This window comes from Pseudomonas sp. FG47 (genome assembly GCF_057809115.1).
In genome coordinates this window covers 90,150-106,041 of the sequence record NZ_JBMDJI010000019.1, presented here as the reverse complement: position 1 = coordinate 106,041, position 15,892 = coordinate 90,150, and the positions used below count along the sequence as shown (strand labels likewise).

16 protein-coding genes and 1 pseudogene are annotated in these 15,892 nt (G+C 64.8%); 7 read left to right on the top strand and 10 right to left on the bottom strand.

Going from position 1 to position 15,892, the window contains the following annotated elements:
* Positions 1 to 201 precede the first annotated feature (201 nt).
* A complete protein-coding gene (locus tag ACODS5_RS15815) occupies positions 202 to 525 on the top strand; it encodes a YgaP-like transmembrane domain (RefSeq protein WP_134691899.1) in 324 nt (107 codons plus the stop codon).
* 64 nt (positions 526 to 589) lie between these two features.
* Here the strand turns inward: ACODS5_RS15815 and ACODS5_RS15810 are convergent, their stop codons facing one another.
* Both ACODS5_RS15810 and ACODS5_RS15805 read right to left on the bottom strand, forming a co-directional pair.
* Positions 590 to 1,798, bottom strand: coding sequence for a hypothetical protein (locus tag ACODS5_RS15810; RefSeq protein ID WP_134691898.1), 1,209 nt, complete (start codon positions 1,796 to 1,798; stop codon positions 590 to 592).
* 26 nt (positions 1,799 to 1,824) lie between these two features.
* Positions 1,825 to 2,274: a YcgN family cysteine cluster protein gene (locus tag ACODS5_RS15805; protein WP_134691897.1), complete on the bottom strand. Its 450-nt coding sequence runs from the start codon at positions 2,272 to 2,274 to the stop codon at positions 1,825 to 1,827.
* A 145-nt stretch (positions 2,275 to 2,419) separates the two neighbouring features.
* On the opposite strand from ACODS5_RS15805, the gene ACODS5_RS15800 reads away from it, so the two are divergent.
* Positions 2,420 to 3,013, top strand: coding sequence for a nitroreductase family protein (locus ACODS5_RS15800; RefSeq protein WP_134691896.1), 594 nt, complete (start codon positions 2,420 to 2,422; stop codon positions 3,011 to 3,013).
* Between the two features lie 98 nt (positions 3,014 to 3,111).
* On the opposite strand, the gene ACODS5_RS15795 is transcribed toward ACODS5_RS15800, so the two are convergent.
* From ACODS5_RS15795 to ACODS5_RS15775, 5 genes are all read right to left on the bottom strand, one after another.
* A complete protein-coding gene (locus ACODS5_RS15795) occupies positions 3,112 to 4,044 on the bottom strand; it encodes a D-2-hydroxyacid dehydrogenase (protein WP_134691895.1) in 933 nt (310 codons plus the stop codon).
* Positions 4,045 to 4,116: 72 nt separating this feature from the next.
* The gene (locus ACODS5_RS15790) at positions 4,117 to 4,410 is read right to left on the bottom strand and encodes a YcgL domain-containing protein (RefSeq protein ID WP_134691894.1); all 294 of its coding nucleotides are present in this window, start codon (positions 4,408 to 4,410) and stop codon (positions 4,117 to 4,119) included.
* Positions 4,407 to 5,540: a ribonuclease D gene (rnd, locus tag ACODS5_RS15785; RefSeq protein ID WP_134691893.1), complete on the bottom strand. Its 1,134-nt coding sequence runs from the start codon at positions 5,538 to 5,540 to the stop codon at positions 4,407 to 4,409. Before rnd ends, ACODS5_RS15790 begins: the two co-directional genes overlap by 4 nt.
* Before the next feature lie 100 nt (positions 5,541 to 5,640).
* Positions 5,641 to 7,278, bottom strand: coding sequence for a phosphoethanolamine transferase (locus tag ACODS5_RS15780; RefSeq protein ID WP_489109085.1), 1,638 nt, complete (start codon positions 7,276 to 7,278; stop codon positions 5,641 to 5,643).
* A gap of 165 nt (positions 7,279 to 7,443) precedes the next feature.
* A complete protein-coding gene (locus tag ACODS5_RS15775; protein ID WP_134691891.1) occupies positions 7,444 to 7,809 on the bottom strand; it encodes a 5-carboxymethyl-2-hydroxymuconate Delta-isomerase in 366 nt (121 codons plus the stop codon).
* A gap of 118 nt (positions 7,810 to 7,927) precedes the next feature.
* Between ACODS5_RS15775 and ACODS5_RS15770 the strand changes: the two genes are divergently transcribed.
* Positions 7,928 to 8,164, top strand: coding sequence for a DUF465 domain-containing protein (locus ACODS5_RS15770; RefSeq protein ID WP_134691890.1), 237 nt, complete (start codon positions 7,928 to 7,930; stop codon positions 8,162 to 8,164).
* 81 nt (positions 8,165 to 8,245) lie between these two features.
* Here ACODS5_RS15770 and ACODS5_RS15765 read toward each other — a convergent pair whose 3' ends face one another.
* Positions 8,246 to 9,427 (bottom strand): trans-sulfuration enzyme family protein, encoded by a 1,182-nt coding sequence (locus tag ACODS5_RS15765; protein WP_134691889.1) that lies wholly within the window; start codon positions 9,425 to 9,427, stop codon positions 8,246 to 8,248.
* Between the two features lie 153 nt (positions 9,428 to 9,580).
* On the opposite strand from ACODS5_RS15765, the gene ACODS5_RS15760 reads away from it, so the two are divergent.
* On the top strand, positions 9,581 to 10,039 hold the full coding sequence (locus tag ACODS5_RS15760; RefSeq protein WP_489109084.1) for an Lrp/AsnC family transcriptional regulator: 459 nt from the start codon (positions 9,581 to 9,583) through the stop codon (positions 10,037 to 10,039).
* A 127-nt stretch (positions 10,040 to 10,166) separates the two neighbouring features.
* On the opposite strand, the pseudogene ACODS5_RS15755 reads toward ACODS5_RS15760, so the two are convergent.
* A pseudogene (locus tag ACODS5_RS15755) lies at positions 10,167 to 12,507 on the bottom strand (FdhF/YdeP family oxidoreductase).
* A gap of 255 nt (positions 12,508 to 12,762) precedes the next feature.
* On the opposite strand from ACODS5_RS15755, the gene moaA reads away from it, so the two are divergent.
* Both moaA and ACODS5_RS15745 read left to right on the top strand, forming a co-directional pair.
* Positions 12,763 to 13,767, top strand: a complete 1,005-nt coding sequence (moaA, locus tag ACODS5_RS15750) for a GTP 3',8-cyclase MoaA (RefSeq protein ID WP_134691885.1) — start codon at positions 12,763 to 12,765, stop codon at positions 13,765 to 13,767.
* Between the two features lie 21 nt (positions 13,768 to 13,788).
* Entirely contained in the window at positions 13,789 to 14,688 is a 900-nt protein-coding gene (locus ACODS5_RS15745; protein ID WP_134691884.1) for a bestrophin family protein, read from the top strand.
* A 70-nt stretch (positions 14,689 to 14,758) separates the two neighbouring features.
* Here the strand turns inward: ACODS5_RS15745 and moaB are convergent, their stop codons facing one another.
* Positions 14,759 to 15,298 (bottom strand): molybdenum cofactor biosynthesis protein B, encoded by a 540-nt coding sequence (moaB, locus tag ACODS5_RS15740; RefSeq protein ID WP_134691883.1) that lies wholly within the window; start codon positions 15,296 to 15,298, stop codon positions 14,759 to 14,761.
* A 276-nt stretch (positions 15,299 to 15,574) separates the two neighbouring features.
* Here moaB and sugE point away from each other — a divergent pair, with 276 nt between their 5' ends.
* Complete coding sequence (gene sugE, locus ACODS5_RS15735; protein ID WP_134691882.1) at positions 15,575 to 15,892, top strand: quaternary ammonium compound efflux SMR transporter SugE; 318 nt, start codon at positions 15,575 to 15,577, stop codon at positions 15,890 to 15,892.

Below are 15,892 nucleotides of genomic sequence, written 5' to 3'. Positions count from 1 at the left end.
GCAACAGCAACAGCAACAGCAACAGCAACAGCAACAGCAACAGCAACAGCAACAGAAACAGAAACAGAAACAGAAACAGAAACAGAAACTTATATGTTCATGAAACTCGGAGTTGGCCGGGGGCCGCCCAGGCAATAAAAATGAACGCTCGTATGCCCGCCAGCGTCTGCTGAATATCACCGACCTGAGGAGGCCCCGCCAATGCACGACTTCCACTCCACAACGGATGCACCGCAACCCAATGTCCACGGCCTGGAACGCATCAGCTCTCTGGCCGGGGGCGCGTTGATGATCAGCAAGGGCCTGCGCCATGGCGGCCTGCTGGGCATGCTGCAAGTGGCCGTGGGTGGCCTGGCCCTGGCCCGAGGCCTGAGCGGGCATTGCTCGACCAAGGCCTGGTGGCAACATCATCGCGCCGAGTACCTGCGCCTGCACCGCGACATCGAACGCGGGGCGCAGGAGCTCAAGGCCCTGCAGGCCAGCGCCGAAGCGGCGACCCGTACCGCGACGATAACAGGCGGTTGAATGCATCGCAGGCACAGGGGCTAACACGTGGGAGCGGGCTTGCCCCGCGAACAAAGACCCGCGCCTAGCGCAACACCTTGCCCTGCAACACCTCGGACTGGCGGCCAAGCACGTTCTCGCTGATCTGCACGAACTCTGCGGTGCTGACGCTGGACAGCCGCATCAGCGCCCTGGCGACATCGTCCAGCGAGCGCTTGTCGTGGTTGTGCAGGCGGATCTCGCGGTCCAGCGCCTGCAACAGCAGCACGCCACGAGCCACCTGCGCGGGGCTGGCCTTGGCGCCCTTGAGGTGGTTCACCTTGTCGCCCAGCTTGTGCAAACGCGCCTGCGCCGCCTCATAGCGGTCATCACTCATGCCGCCGGCACGGCGCAACAACTCGGTGGCGTAATAGTCGGCCAGGCTCTCGCCCAGCCAATCGCTGCCATCGCGGTCGTTGATCTGGGCGAACAACTGCACCAGCTCGCGCAGCACCGGGCTGCTGCCGTTCTCGCTGACCAGCGGCCGGCCACTATGCAGGTACAGCGAGTTGTTGCCTGGCAGCACGCCACGCCACATCTCGTCACGGGCACCGACCAGCAGCAACTTGGACGGATTGCGCGGGAACACCGCCTGCAACTGCGGCCAGACGAAAGTCAGCAAGGTCAGCGTGTCCATGCGCCGCATGCCCTGCCCTTGCGGCGCGGCGACGGTCACCTCGGTATCGCCCAGGCGCGCGCGGCGGCTGCCGAGGTTGCCGGCCAGCATCCAGCCGGTGGGGCGGTCGAACAGACGCGAGACATCATCGATGCGAAATTTTTGCCGGCCAATGCGCGGCCAGGCCGTCTCGACGCTCTTCCAGCCCGCCGGCAGGTCGAAGGCCAGGCGCGACACCAGCTCGGTGCCGTCCTGCTGGTCAAGGCGCGCCGGCGGCACCAACTGGTCGCCACGAAACAGTGCCCAGTGCGCGGTGATCCGCGCCTCGTGGGCGCCGCCTTTGGGTTGCTGGTCGAGCACTACCCGATAGCTGAGGCTGGTCTTGCCCGGTGCCGGACGCCAGACGCCACGGCCGTTGTGCACCTGCCACTGGCCGTCGGCGAGAAAATCGCTGTAGGCGCCGCTCTTGCCCAGGTCGAAGTCCAGGCTGCGCACCGCGCTGCCCTCGGCCAGGGTCATGCGCACCTCGGCCTGGCCACTCTGCGGCAGCAGCCGTACCTGGTAATCGAGGTCGACTTTCTTCGCCAGCGCCTGCGTACTGAGCAGCAGGACAAACACCATCAACAGCGGGCGACGCATAGCGAAACTCCTTGTAGCCGCGAGGCTCAACCCGCGCGAAAGATCAGGTGGTCTTCCCAGTCGTCTTCATCCACGTCCTTTTCACTGAGCATCCGCCCTGACCGGGAAATGCGTTGCTCATGCACCTGCTGGCGATCCCCGCATACCAGGTGATGCCAGGCCGGCAGGTCCTGGCCTTCGCTGACCAGGCGATAACCGCAGGTGGGCGGCAACCACTTGAACTGGTCGGCCTTGCCCGGGGTCAGCTGGATGCAGTCGGGCACCTGCTGGAAGCGGTTGGGGTAATCGCTGCACGCACAGGTGGTGAGGTCGAGCAGCTTGCAGGCGATGCTCGTGTAATAGACGCTGTTGTCCTCTTCGTCCTCGAGCTTCTGCAAACAGCACAGGCCACAGCCGTCACACAGCGACTCCCACTCCTGGGCGTCGAGCTGCTCGAGGGTCTTGCGCCGCCAGAAGGGCGCGGTATCGGCGATCATCACACGGTTTCCTGCAGTCAACTTCAATCCGCGGCACGCGGCGGCGCCAGTCTAGAGGCAGTCCGGCGGCAACGCCAGACCGCTTGTCAGTGCTCGCCGGACACAGTAGCGTGCGGTTTTTGACCCCGCCCTTGCAGGAGCAGCCATGAGCGCCACCCCACGCATCGCCGACTATGCCATCAACGAGCAGTTCATCAACCGCTGGTCGCCCCGCGCCTTCAGCGACGAGCCGATCAGCCAGCAGACCCTGCTGAGCTTCCTCGAGGCCGCGCGCTGGGCGCCTTCGGCCTACAACTCGCAGCCGTGGCGCTTCCTCTACGCGCGCCGTGACACGCCGAGCTGGGCGCGCTACCTGGATATCCTCAACGAATTCAACCGCAGCTGGGCGCAGCACGCCTCGGCGCTGGTGCTGATCCTCTCCAAGACCACCTTCGCCGCGCCCGGCTCCGATGAAGAAAAACCCGCCCTGTGGCACACCTTCGACACCGGTTCCGCCTGGGGCCACCTGGCGCTGCAAGCCAGCATCAGCGGTTGGCACACCCACGGCATGGCCGGCTTCGACCAGGACCTGGCCCGCCGCGAGCTGAAGATCCCCGAGGGCTACGCGCTGCACGCCATGGTGGCGATCGGCAAGCTGGGTGACAAGGCGACCCTGGCCGAAGCCCTGCAGGCTCGCGAAATGCCAAGCCCGCGCCGGCCGCTGAGCGAGCTGGCTGCTGAAGGCGAGTTCAGCTTGTAACGCGATCTCTGTAGGAGCCGGCAGCGCCACGGCCGAAGCCATCCAACACGGCGCTTGCTGCGCCAGCAACGCTGGCTCCTGCAGGTGGCGGCTTGCCCTCAATAACCGCGGGCGAAATCCACTTCGCCACGCAACCCCTGCCCCGCCGCGTACGCCTGCGCATTCTCGACGAACAACCGTGCCATCGCCACCGGCGAGGTCGGCGCCGAGCTGTGCCCGGTCAGCAGCAGCCCCCAGGCGGTCCAGAACGGATGGCGCTGCGGCAGCGGCTCCTGGCGGCAGACATCGATCACCGCCCCGGCCAGGTGCCCCTGCTTGAGCGCCTCGACCAGGTCGGCATCGACCACCGCCACGCCACGCCCGGCATTGATGAACAGCGCGCTGGGCTTGAAGCACTTGAACAGCGTCGCGTCATACAGATCGTGCGTGGCCGGGGTATCGGGCAGCAGGTTGAGCACGTAGTCGACTTCACCGACCAGACGCGGCAGTTGCTCGAGCCCGGCCACCTCGACGAACGGCGCCTGCTCGCGGGCGGTACTGGCCACGCCGTACAGCTCGACGCCGAAGGGTTGCAGGAACTCAGCCACCCGCTGGCCAATATCGCCGGTACCGACGATCAGCACCCGACGCCCTTCCAGGGTGCGCCCTGGGCGGTCATCCCAGCGCCGCTCGACCTGGCTGACCAGGCGCGACAGCACTTCGCGCTCATGGCTGAGCATATAGGTGAGCATGTATTCGGCCATCACCTGGCCGAAGATACCCACCGCGCGGGTCAGGCGATAATCACACGGCAAGCCATCGGCCAACAGCGGGGTGATACCGGCCCAGGTCGACTGCATCCAAACGGGCTTGTGGCCCTGGCGCAGCAGGCTGGCCAGCAGGTCCGGCTGGCCCAGCCAGACCGGGCATTCGGGGGCGAAGCGCGCCAGCTCGGCGGAATCGCCGCTGGTCAGGACCTCCAGGTCCGGTGCCAGCTCGCCCAGCAGGCGAGCATAGTGGGCATGATCCTGTTCAGCGATCAGAACACGCATGTGCAAACACAACCTTGGCAAACAACGAAAGCGGCCCGCCAGGCGGGCCGGGGGAGAGGCGCGAGGCCCGGCTCAGGCCGGGTCGTTGCGACGCAGCAACTCTTCGGGCAGGTGCTCGATGTAGTCGTCTTCCGGCGGCGGCATCTGCAGGTGGTAGCCCTGGCTGTCGAGATTTTCCAGGACCTTGGCGATGTCCTCGCGGGCCAGCTTGCGCTCCGGGGTCAGCACCAGGTCAAAGGCGTGCAGCGGCGTGCCGAAGAACGGCAGCAACGCCTCGGGCACGCGGGCCAGGCCGTCTGCCTTGAGCACGTAGAGGTACATCTCATTCTTGCGTGGGCTTTTATAGATGGAGCAGATGCGTTTCATCGGGAATCTCCGGCGCCCGCCAGGTCGTCCAGCAGGGCCTGGCCCATGCGCTCGCGGCGCCAGCCGCGCAGGGCATCGGGCAGTTGATAGGGGCCGTTGGGGTAGCCGCTCTTGAGCAGCGCTTCGAGGGCTTTTTTACGCAGCATCAGCTCCGGGGCGATGCCCAGGCGCTCGCCTTCGGCCTGGCCGATGGCGCGCAGGCGCTTGAGGATGCCGGCGGCCTCGATCGGCAGCGGCTCGGGCAGCGGCGCTGGCCACTGCTCCTGCGGCAGCGCGGCGGCACGCTTGATCAGCTGGATGAGCTGTTCGCCGTCCTGGCGGATGGTTCGTGGATGCATCTCGTCGATTTTCGCCAGGGCCGACGGCGAATCGGGCTGGTTCTTGGCCATGGGCCACAGCGAGTGCTCCTTGAGGATACGGTTGCGGGGCACATCGCGGCTGCGGGCTTCACGCTCGCGCCAGGCACATAGCTCGCGCAGCACCGCCAACTGCTGGCGGCCCAGCTTCCAGGCCAGCTTGACATCGCGGTACAGGGTCTCGGGCTCGACTTCGCGACGCAGCGCGGCGACCAGTTCGGCTCCGTCCTCAAGGACCCAGGCGTACTTGTCATCGGACAATCGCGGGCGCAGGGCGTCGAACAGCTCGGCCAGGTGCACGGCATCCTCGGCGGCGTAGCTGACCTGGGTGTCCGACAGCGGGCGTTGCAGCCAGTCGGAGCGGGTCTCGCCCTTGGGCAGGTCGATACCCAGCACGTCCTGGACCAGGCGCGAATAGCCCATCGAGAATCCGATGTTCAGGTAGCCTGCTGCCAGTTGCGTGTCGAACAGTGGTTGCGGCAGCTTGCCGGTCAGGCGCAGCAACACCTCGAGGTCTTCGCTGCAAGCGTGCAGCACCTTGACCACGCCGCTATCCTCGAGCAGCCCGGCCAGCGGTTGCCAGTCGCGGATCAGCAACGGGTCGATGAGGAAGGCCCGCTGGCCGTCGCCGATCTGGATCAGCCCGGCCTTCGGGTAAAAGGTATCGACCCGCATGAATTCGGTGTCGAGCGCCACGAAAGGCAGTTCGCGCCAGCTTTGGCAGTGCTCGGCCAGGGTCTGGTCGTCACGGATCCAGTGAATATCGATGGCCACGAGGCTCTCCCACTAACATTGGCGCGCAGTATATACGGCGCGGGTGCTCTGGGTGAAACCTCGCAAGCCACGCCATCCTTGGTACCGACCGCGGTGGCGGTCAGCGATCGGCCGCCAACCAGGGGCGGCAGCCGGCAAACATGTCCAGCGACTGCTGGTAGACCCCGGTGCGCACCTGCAACAGGCCGAGCATCGAGTGGAACAGGTTGTCCTGGGACAATGGCGCATCGCGCAGCTTGGCCAGGCAACCGGTGTCGAGGCCGAAGTCCTGCTGATAACTGTCGGAGAACCAGGCCAGCAGCGGTACATGCTTCTGCTGGTCCGGCGCCATTATGTACGGCGTGCCGTGCAGGAACAGGTTGTATTCGCCCAGCGACTCGCCATGGTCGGACAGGTAGATCATCGCGGTGTCTACCTTGTCCTGCTTGTTGCGCAGGGTGTCGATCAGCGACGCCAGCACCTTGTCGGTATAGCTCAAGGTGTTGTCATAGCCATTGACGATTTCCTGTGTGCTGCACTGGTTCAGCGCATTGCTGCGACATACCGGGGTGAATGGCTCGGCACCAGCCGGGTAGCGCTTGAAATACTCGGGGCCGTGGCTGCCCATCTGGTGCAGCACCAGCACGGTGTCCTGGTCGAGGTTGTCGATCAGCTCGCCAAGGCCCTGCAGCAGGATCTCGTCATGGCATTCGCCGCTGGCGCACAGGGCCGGATCCTTGAGGTTGCTGACATCGATGAACTGCACGCGATCGCAGGTGCCCTTGCAGCCGCTCTGGTTGTCACGCCACTGCACGGCCAGGCCAGCGCGCTGGAGGATATCGAGCAGCCCCTCGCGGTTCTTCGCCACGCTCGGCACATAGTCCTTGCGGCCCATGCCGGAGAACATGCATGGCACCGACACCGCGGTCTCGGTGCCGCAGGAATGCACGTCGGTGAAGCTCAGCAAGCCCTGTTCCCTGGCCAGTCGCGGCGTGGTATCGCGGGCATAGCCAAGCACGCCGAAGTTATCCGCCCGGGCACTCTCGCCCACCACCAGCACAGTCAGCGACTTGCGCGCATGGTGCTGCCAGGCGGCATCGCGGCGAGCATCTTCGCCATAGGCCAGGAAGGGCTGGGCGGCGCTGCCGATCTGTTCACGAACGTAACCGAACGAAGCACCGACGATATTGCTCGGGGTGAGCATCAGGCGCAGTTCATGGTGGTTGCGCAACAACGAGGCAAGCCCCTGGTAATTGACCAGCGCCACCGAGCCCAACGCCACCACGCAGGCGCCGCTGACCACCAGCTTGCCCAGCAGCTCGCGGTGCCAGGGCCGATAGGCGATGTTGGCCTTCCATACCAGCAGCGACGGCAATACGCCGAGCAGCAGGATATACAGGACAAACTTCAACGACAGCAAGTCGCGGACTTCCGCGGCATTGGTTTCGGCGACATTGCGAAACATGCCGGCATCTATAAGTACGCCGTATTGGTTCATGAAGTACGCGACCGCCGCGCCGCCCATGAACAATACAATCAGCACCGGTTTCAATACATAACGAAATGCCAACAAGGTGAGAATAAGATTGAACGCGAACAGCATCATTACCGCGAATGCCAAGCTCAGCCACAGCCCCACCATGCCGGGTGGCACAATGGCTTCCAGGTGCTCCCAGAGAAACATGTTCATGCCGATCAGCAGGTAAAGACTGGCCAGCAACGTGACCCATTCAGTCCGCAGGGGTTTAAGTGTGAGCATGGCGTTCGCATTAAGAGTTCAACAGCGGCCAACACGCCCGCTTGGGCAGGTTGGAAAGTTGCGCGAACTTTAGGAATGCGAGCATCAATTTTTTGTGAAAAAGACGCCAACGAATCGCTGGATTGACGTCTTTCATGGATTAAACAACTTTCATTCAGCCGCCATTCAGCCAGGCAGGCGACGCTTGGCGTACGGCGCGCGGTCGATATCCAGCACTTCCACGCACAGCTGAATGTCCAGCCCGACCTGGGCGGGGATCGCCTCGTGCAGCACCTCGAGCAGGCTGCTGGACAGCTGCTGCTTGACCTGCTCGGAACGGCCGCTAAGGATCGCCAGGCGCACATGGGCGAATGCCCGCTCGCCCGGCGCGGTGCCGACGCGATACTGGGCGAAAGCCTGGGCGCGGCTCTTGATGTCCAGTTCCTCGGCGAACTGGCCGCTACCGACCAGGGCGTGGTTGAGGCGCAGCAACAGCACGTCGACATTGAGGTCGCGCAGGTTGTCGCTGTATTCGAGGTTCAAGTGAGGCATGGCGCAGGTTCCAGTTACGCGAGGGATGTGCGACAGCCTACCCCAGTCCCGCAATGGGGCAAAGGCGGCTATCCTCAGGACTCAGGCTCGTTCGACAACCCGCCAGAGAGGTGAAGAAATGCCCGTCCCGCATGATTTGCTCGCAGACCTGCATGTGACCGCCGACCAGTTCCAGGCCCTGATCGACAAGGACCACGACCTGCACAAGTTGCACAAGGAATACAACGCCAAGGACAAGGAAGTGGTGGCCGCCGAAGGCAACGGCACCAATGACGACACAGTCAACCTGCTACGCAAGGAACGCTTGCTGCTCAAGGACAAGATCGAAAGGATCGTCCATCCGCCCAAATCCTGAATCGACTCCTGCAAGGGGCGCATCCCCCTGTAGGAGCCGGCCTTGCCGGCGAACGCCGGCAAGGCCGATGCCGCCCGACGATCACGCCTGGGCCGAGGCCTTCAGTGCCGTCTCCAGATCCTCGATCAGATCGCGGTAGTCCTCGATCCCCACCGACAACCGCAGCAGGTTCTCGCTGATTCCCATCACACCCTTCTGCTCCGGGCTCAGCGAATTGTGCGACATGCTCCAGGAGTGGTTGATCATGCTCTCCACCCCGCCCAACGAGTCGGCCAGCACGAAGATCGACAGCGCCTCGACCAAACGGTTGACCGCCGCCCGACCACCCTTGATGCGCAACGCCACCACCGCGCCGCCGGTGCGCATCTGGCGCTTGCTCAGCTCATGCTGCGGATGGCTTTCCAACCCCGGGTAGTAGACCTGCTCGACCTGCGGGTGCTGTTCGAGGAACTGCGCCACGCGCAGGGCATTGGCGCTCTGGCGCTCCATGCGCACATCGAGGGTCTTCAGCCCGCGCAATGCCAGGTAGCAGTCGAACGGCCCCTGGATGGCGCCGACCGCCATGCTGATCTTGCGCAGGCGTCCCAACAGCTCCGGGTTGGCCGCCACCACCACGCCACCGGTGAGGTCGGAGTGGCCGCCGATGTATTTGCTCGCCGAGTGCATCACCAGGTCCACGCCCAGGGTGATCGGCTGCTGGTTCCACGGCGAGCAGAAGGTGTTGTCGATGCAGGTCAGCACGCCGCGAGCGCGGGCCAGGTCGCACACCGCCTTGATGTCCACCAGGTGCAGCAGCGGGTTGGTCGGCGATTCGATCCAGATCAGTTGAGTTTCGGGGCGGATCGCAGCGGCCACGGCGTCGATGTCATTGAGGTCGACATAGGTAGTGGTCAGGCCCGAGGTGCGTCCACGGTAGTCTTCCAGCAGGCGGAAGGTGCCACCGTAGACGCCGTTCATCACCACCACATGGGCATCCTTGGACAACAGCTCGAGCACCGTGGCGGTGGCACTGACGCCCGAGGCGCAGGCGACAGCGCCGACACCCTCCTCCAGTGCGGCCACGCAGGTTTCGTAGGCATGCCGGGTCGGGTTACTGACCCGGCTGTAGGCATATTCGGGGTTGTCGTCCAAACCGCGCTTGATGAACGAGCTGGAGGTGACGATGGCCGGGAAGATGGCATTGTCGGCGACGCTGGACTGCTCGCCGGCGTGGATGGTACGGGTGGCGAAATTGCGCGGCTTGTCGGACATGTTCGGGCCCATGGGCTAAGGGTGGAAAACCGCCACTATCGCATATCCGCCCCGGCCCGGCGCTATCGGAACGTTCCTGCCGCTCGGCATGGGATTACAGTTCCAATGATGTGTTCTAGCGACTACTCTCGGGAAACTTTTTCTCTTTTCAGGCCACAGCACACAATGGACAGTTTCGACCAGCATATTCTTACCCTGCTCCAACGTGACGCCTCGATCTCGCTCAAGGACCTGGCCGAAGCGGTCAACCTGTCGACCACGCCGTGCTGGAAACGGGTCAAGCGCCTGGAGGAAGACGGCTACATCAAGGGACGTGTCGCCCTGCTCGACCCTGTGCGCCTGGGCCTGGGGCTGACGGTGTTCGTCCAGCTCAAGACCCAGCGCCACGACAGTGCCTGGCTGGCGCGGTTCGCCGCCACGGTGACGGCGTTCGAGGAGGTGATGGAGGTGTACCGCATGTCCGGCGACTGGGACTACATGCTGCGCGTGGTGGTGGGTGACATCGGCGCCTACGACCGCTTCTACAAGAAGCTGATCACCAGCACCGACGGGCTGTCGAACATCACTTCGAGCTTTGCCATGGAGCAGATGAAGTACACCACGGCGTATCCGGTGCATCGCTAACACCGTGCGGCGTGCCCCCTGTGGGAGCGGGTTTACCCGCGAACGCCGGCATAACCGGTGCCAGGCAGCGCGTCACCTGGTTCGCCAGCAAGGCTGGCTCCTACAGTTTGTATACCGGCGCAGCTGCTCACTCCCCGGCGGCCATCACCTCGATACGATTGCCGGCCTGGGCCTTCTCCAGCTTGATCGCCACGAACTTCGAGGTTGGCGTGTAGGTACCTTCGCCGTAACTGTCCAGCGGCACCAGCGGATTGGTCTCCGGGTAGTACGCCGCCGCCTGCCCCTGCGGCACGTCATAGGCCACCAGGCGGAAGCCCGACACCCGCCGCTCGCGACCATCCTCCCACAGCGACACCAGGTCCACCTGCTCGCCCGGCTCGAAGCCCAGGCGGCGGATATCGGCCTCATTGACGAAAACCACCTCGCGCAGGCCGAACACACCGCGGTAGCGGTCGTCCAGGCCGTACAGCGTGGTGTTGTACTGATCGTGGGAGCGCAAGGTCTGCAGGATCAGGTCCGGCGTGTCACCACGCGCCAGCACCGCTTCGTTGATCAGTTGCACCGGCAGCTCGCTGGCGCTGAACCGCGCCTTGCCAGTGGCCGTACGGAAGTTGCGGTCCGCGGCGTTGTTGCCCAGGTGGAAACCGCCTGGATGCTGCAGGCGCGCGTTGAAATCAGTGAAGCCCGGGATCACATCGGCGATCAGGTCGCGAATGCGGCCGTAGTCGGCGATCACATGGTCCCAGTCGATCGGCCGATTGCCCAGGGTGGCCTGGGCCATGCCGGCGATGATCGCCGGCTCCGAGCGCAGGTGCGGCGAACGCGGCTGCAACTGGCCGTGGGAAATGTGCACCATGCTGAAGGTGTCTTCCACGGTGACGCCCTGCGGGCCTTCGGCCTGCAGGTCGATCTCGGTGCGGCCCAGGCACGGCAGGATCAATGCATCGCGTCCGGTCACCAGGTGCGAGCGGTTGAGCTTGGTGGAAATCTGTACGGTCAACTCGCAGTTGCGCAGCGCCGCGTGGGTGCGTGGGGTATCCGGCGTGGCCTGGGCAAAGTTGCCGCCCATTGCCGCCCAGGCCGATGAACACCTTGGCCTGCCCCTGTTCCATGGCCTTGATCGCCAGCACCGCGTTGTGCCCGTGCTCGCGGGGCACGCTGAACTGGAAGCGCCGCTCGATGGCATCGAGCAACTGCGCCTTGGGCTTCTCGTCGATGCCCATGGTGCGGTCACCCTGCACGTTGCTGTGGCCACGTACCGGCGACAGGCCGGCGCCCGGCTTGCCGACGTTGCCGCGCAGCAACTGCAGGTTGACGATTTCCTGCACGGTCGGCACCGAGTGGCGGTGCTGGGTGATGCCCATGGCCCAGCACATGATCACCCGCTCGGCCTTGCGGTACATGCGCGCGGCCAGCTCGATCTCGGCCTTGCTCAGGCCGGACTGCTCGATGATATGGGGCCATGGCGTGGCATCCACCAGTGCCAGGTAATCCTCGACGCCGCTGGTGTGCTCGGCGATGAAGGCATGGTCGAGCACCGGCGGCTCGTTGTTCAGCTGTGCCTCGCGCTCCCACTGCAGGAGGAACTTGGCGATGCCGCGCATGGCCGCCATGTCGCCACCCAGGGCTGGACGGAAGTAGGCGGTGTTGGTCGGTTCGGAGCCATTGCTGAGCATCTCGAACGGGTGCTGCGGATGCTGGAAACGCTCCAGGCCACGTTCCTTGAGCGGGTTGAAGCAGACCACCTGGGCGCCGCGCTTGACCGCCTCGCGCAGCGGTTCGAGCATGCGCGGATGGTTGGTGCCGGGGTTCTGGCCAATGACGAAGATCGCATCGGCCAGCTCCAGGTCGTGGAACACCACGGTGCCCTTGCCCACGCCAAGGGTCTCGGCCATGCCCACGCCGCTGGCCTCGTGGCACATGTTCGAGCAGTCGGGGAAGTTGTTGGTGCCGAAGGCGCGCACGAACAACTGGTAGAGGAACGCCGCCTCGTTGCTGGCCCGGCCAGAGGTGTAGAACTCGGCCTGGTCGGGCGACTCGAGACGGTTCAGGTGGCGGGCGACCAGGGCGAAGGCTTCTTCCCAACTGGTCTGGACGTAATGGTCGGTGGCCGCGTCATAGCGCATCGGATGGGTCAGCCGGCCCTGGTACTCGAGCCAGTAGTCGGTCTGTTCACGCAACGCACTGACGCTGTACTTGGCGAAGAACGCCGGATCCACCGAGCGACCGGTGGCCTCCCAGTTCACCGCCTTGGCACCGTTCTCACAGAATTTGACCATGTCGCTTTCCGGCGACTCGCCCCAGGCGCAGCCCGGGCAGTCGAAGCCACCGTTCTGGTTGGTCTTGAGCATGGCCCGCAGGTTCTTGAAGGCGTTCTCGCTGCCCAGCCAGCTCTTGGTCACGCTCTTGAGCGCGCCCCAGCCGGCGGCCGGCCCCTTGTAGTCCCTGATGTGTTCGTCCTGGCTCATGCTGTGAAAATCTCGCGCGGTGTTTTTTCCAGCCTAAGAAGTGCGCCCCAGACGCGTCCAATCGATATGAGTGAAAGCGTGATAAACGCCGTCGATCATGGCCTGCAGCCCTCGCCTGGCGGGGCCTTGAGCCGTGATAGAGGAGACTGATCGAATAGTCGGGCAAAGCAATTTGACGGCACTGGACGCAGGTTATAGCTTGAACCTTGTCTGCGGCCTTGCGCCGCCCCCCCCTCTTCAATGTCGAGCGCGAACGTGGAAAAGAACCCCCAGGCCCTGATCGACGGTTTCAACCGCAAAGTCGACTACCTGCGGATGTCGGTCACCGACCGCTGCGACTTCCGCTGCGTCTATTGCATGGCCGAGGACATGCAGTTCCTGCCGCGCCAGCAGATCCTCAGCCTCGAGGAGCTGTACCAGGTTGCCGAGCGCTTCGTGGCCCTGGGCACCCGCAAGATCCGCCTGACCGGCGGCGAGCCGCTGGTACGCCAGGGCATCGTCGAGCTGTGCGGGCGCATCGCCGCCCTGCCCGGCCTGCGCGAACTGTGCCTGACCAGCAACGGCTCGCAATTGGGCCGCCTGGCCCAGCCGCTGTTCGACGCCGGCGTGTCGCGCCTGAACATCAGCCTCGACAGCCTCGACCGCGAACGCTTCCGCGCCCTGACCCGCACCGGTGACCTCGACCAGGTGATCGCCGGCATCGATGCCGCCCGCGCCGCGGGCTTCCGTCGCACCAAGCTCAATGCAGTGGTCCTCAAGGGCCGCAACGACCATGAGATCGTCGACCTGGTGCGCTTCGCCATTGACCGAGAGCTGGACATCTCCTTCATCGAGGAAATGCCCCTGGGCGTGATCAGCGAGCACGAACGCGGCGAGTCGTTCTGCTCCAGCGACGATGTGCGCGCGCGCCTGGCCGAGCACTTCACCCTGGTCGAGTCGGCCGAGTCGTCCCAGGGCCCTGCGCGCTACTGGCGCCTGGCCGAGGCGCCGAACACCCGGGTCGGTTTCATTTCCCCGCACAGCCACAACTTCTGCGCCACCTGCAACCGCGTGCGGCTGACCGTCGAAGGCCGCCTGTTGTTGTGCCTGGGCAACGAGCACTCGGTGGACCTCAAGCAGGTCCTGCGCCAGCACCCGGGCGAGCGCGAGCGCCTGGAGCAGGCGATCCGCGACGCCATGCAGCTCAAGCCCTACCGCCACCACTTCGAGGTCGGTGGCGAGGTGCAGATCCTGCGTTTCATGAACATGACCGGCGGCTGATCGGCTGCCTCTGGAACCGCCTTGATCGTCCATCCACGCCCCGACATGCTGCGCGTGCTGTTCACCCTCAAGGGCTCGATTATCCAGCGCATCGCCTTGCGCTGCCTGGGGGTGACCCTGCTGGCGGCCTTGATCGTGCTGATCGAGCGGCACTACCCGGCGCTGTTCTACCCGGTGAGTGCCACGCCGTTCACCTTGCTCGGCCTGTCGTTGTCGATCTTCATGAGCTTTCGCAACAACGCCTGCTACGACCGCTGGTGGGAAGGTCGCAAGGCCTGGGGGCGGTTGATCATCGAGGTGCGTTCGTTCACCCGCGAAAGCGTGGTGATCAAGGACCCGCACCTGCGCACGCTGCTGCTGCGCAACCTGTGCGGCTTCGCCCACGCACTCAACGCCCGGTTGCGCAACGAGGACGAACTGCGCGCCGCCCGGCCCTGGCTGGGCGAGCAGGCGCTAATCGTCCGCCACAATGTGTGTGACGGCATCCTGCGCGAGGTGGGCGAACACTGTTCACGGCTGGCCGAACAGGGGGCGCTCAGCGAGTTCCGCTATACCAGCCTGGCGCAGCGCCTGGCGGGGCTCTCGGAGGTGCAGGCCACCTGCGAACGGATCAAGAGCACGCCATTGCCGTTCCCCTACACCCTGCTGCTGCACCGCACCATCTATATCTTCTGCCTGCTGCTGCCGTTCGCCCTGGCCGAACCCTTGGGCTGGCTGGCGCCGTTGTTCACCACCATCGTCAGCTACACCTTCTTCGGCCTGGATGCGATCGGCAACGAGCTGGAAGACCCGTTCGGGCGCGACGAGAACGATTTACCCACCGATGCGCTGGTGCGCAGCCTCGAACGCGATGTGCTGGCGGCGCTGGGGCACGAGCCGCTGCCGCCGGCGCTGGAGCCGGTGGATCATGTGCTGAGTTGAAGGCCCGTCGCGGGGCAAGTCGCAGCGGCGCACCGCCTCTGCGACTCGCCCCGCGATGGGGTTCCTGAGGTCAACCGCGGCTTGCGCAGGCCCCGATGGGTTTAAGGTGCGCGACGAAATTACACGGCCGATGCCGGGCATCCAGCTGTTCGGCCAAGATCCCCTCCCAGGCCGTGCGGCAGGCACCGGTCGAGCCCGGCAGGCAGCACACCAGGGTGCCATTGGCCATGCCGGCCAGCGCCCGGCTCTGCACCGTGGAGGTACCGATGTCGAGAATCGACAGGGCACGGAACAGCTCGCCGAAGCCATCGATGTGCTTGTCCAACAGGCAGTTCACCGCTTCCGGCGTGCTGTCACGTCCGGTGAAACCGGTGCCGCCGGTGATCAGCACCACCTGCACCTGCTCGTCGGCGATCCAGGTGGCGACCTGGGCGCGGATCTTGTACAGATCGTCCTTGAGCAACTCGCGCGCCACCAGGCGATGGCCGACGCCGACCGCGCGGCTGGCCAGCAGCTCGCCAGAGGTATCGTTGTCGAAGGAACGGGTGTCGCTGACGGTCAGCACGGCGATGTTCAGTGGCACGAACACCGCATCGGGTTTCACGCTCATGGGAACTGCTCCGGAAATGGGCTCGCGGCCACGTTAGAGGCAACCCCAGGCAGCGTCCAATCGATAGCGCATACCGCATGATCGACGCTTTCTATCGCCGGCAAGCACCTGCTGCAGGCGCGGGCTCGTGCGGCGAACCGCTGGCGCCAACAGCGCAGAGCACTTGCCGGCGAGCTGAAAAATGTGCACTATACTGCGCACTGTGAGGACGACCTTACGACGCTGTGCGTGACCATCCCGGGGACGGCCCCATCCTTGAAACGATGGAGAGACACCATGTCCTGGATCATCCTGTTCTTCGCCGGCCTGTTCGAGGTCGGCTGGGCTGTCGGCCTCAAGTACACCGACGGCTTCACCCGCCCCCTGCCCACCGTGCTCACCGTCGGCGCCATGGTCATCAGCCTCGGCCTGCTGGGCCTGGCCATGAAAGAGCTGCCGCTGGGCACCGCCTATGCCATCTGGACCGGCGTCGGCGCGGTCGGCACGGTCATCGCCGGCATCATCCTGTTCGGCGAATCCATGGCCCTGGTGCGTTTGGTCAGCGTTGCCCTGATCATCTGCGGCTTGGTCGGCCTGAAGGTCAGCGCCAGCTGA

Coding starts and splice junctions, on each gene's coding strand:
- sugE (WP_134691882.1), top strand. CDS start 15,575: ATGTCCTGGATCATCCTGTTCTTCGCCGGCCTGTTCGAGGTCGGCTGG.
- ACODS5_RS15780 (WP_489109085.1), bottom strand. CDS start 7,278: ATGCTCACACTTAAACCCCTGCGGACTGAATGGGTCACGTTGCTGGCC.
- ACODS5_RS15815 (WP_134691899.1), top strand. CDS start 202: ATGCACGACTTCCACTCCACAACGGATGCACCGCAACCCAATGTCCAC.
- ACODS5_RS15765 (WP_134691889.1), bottom strand. CDS start 9,427: ATGGGCCCGAACATGTCCGACAAGCCGCGCAATTTCGCCACCCGTACC.
- ACODS5_RS15795 (WP_134691895.1), bottom strand. CDS start 4,044: ATGCGTGTTCTGATCGCTGAACAGGATCATGCCCACTATGCTCGCCTG.
- ACODS5_RS15805 (WP_134691897.1), bottom strand. CDS start 2,274: ATGATCGCCGATACCGCGCCCTTCTGGCGGCGCAAGACCCTCGAGCAG.
- moaB (WP_134691883.1), bottom strand. CDS start 15,298: ATGAGCGTGAAACCCGATGCGGTGTTCGTGCCACTGAACATCGCCGTG.
- ACODS5_RS15760 (WP_489109084.1), top strand. CDS start 9,581: ATGGACAGTTTCGACCAGCATATTCTTACCCTGCTCCAACGTGACGCC.
- ACODS5_RS15790 (WP_134691894.1), bottom strand. CDS start 4,410: ATGAAACGCATCTGCTCCATCTATAAAAGCCCACGCAAGAATGAGATG.
- ACODS5_RS15810 (WP_134691898.1), bottom strand. CDS start 1,798: ATGCGTCGCCCGCTGTTGATGGTGTTTGTCCTGCTGCTCAGTACGCAG.
- ACODS5_RS15775 (WP_134691891.1), bottom strand. CDS start 7,809: ATGCCTCACTTGAACCTCGAATACAGCGACAACCTGCGCGACCTCAAT.
- ACODS5_RS15770 (WP_134691890.1), top strand. CDS start 7,928: ATGCCCGTCCCGCATGATTTGCTCGCAGACCTGCATGTGACCGCCGAC.
- ACODS5_RS15800 (WP_134691896.1), top strand. CDS start 2,420: ATGAGCGCCACCCCACGCATCGCCGACTATGCCATCAACGAGCAGTTC.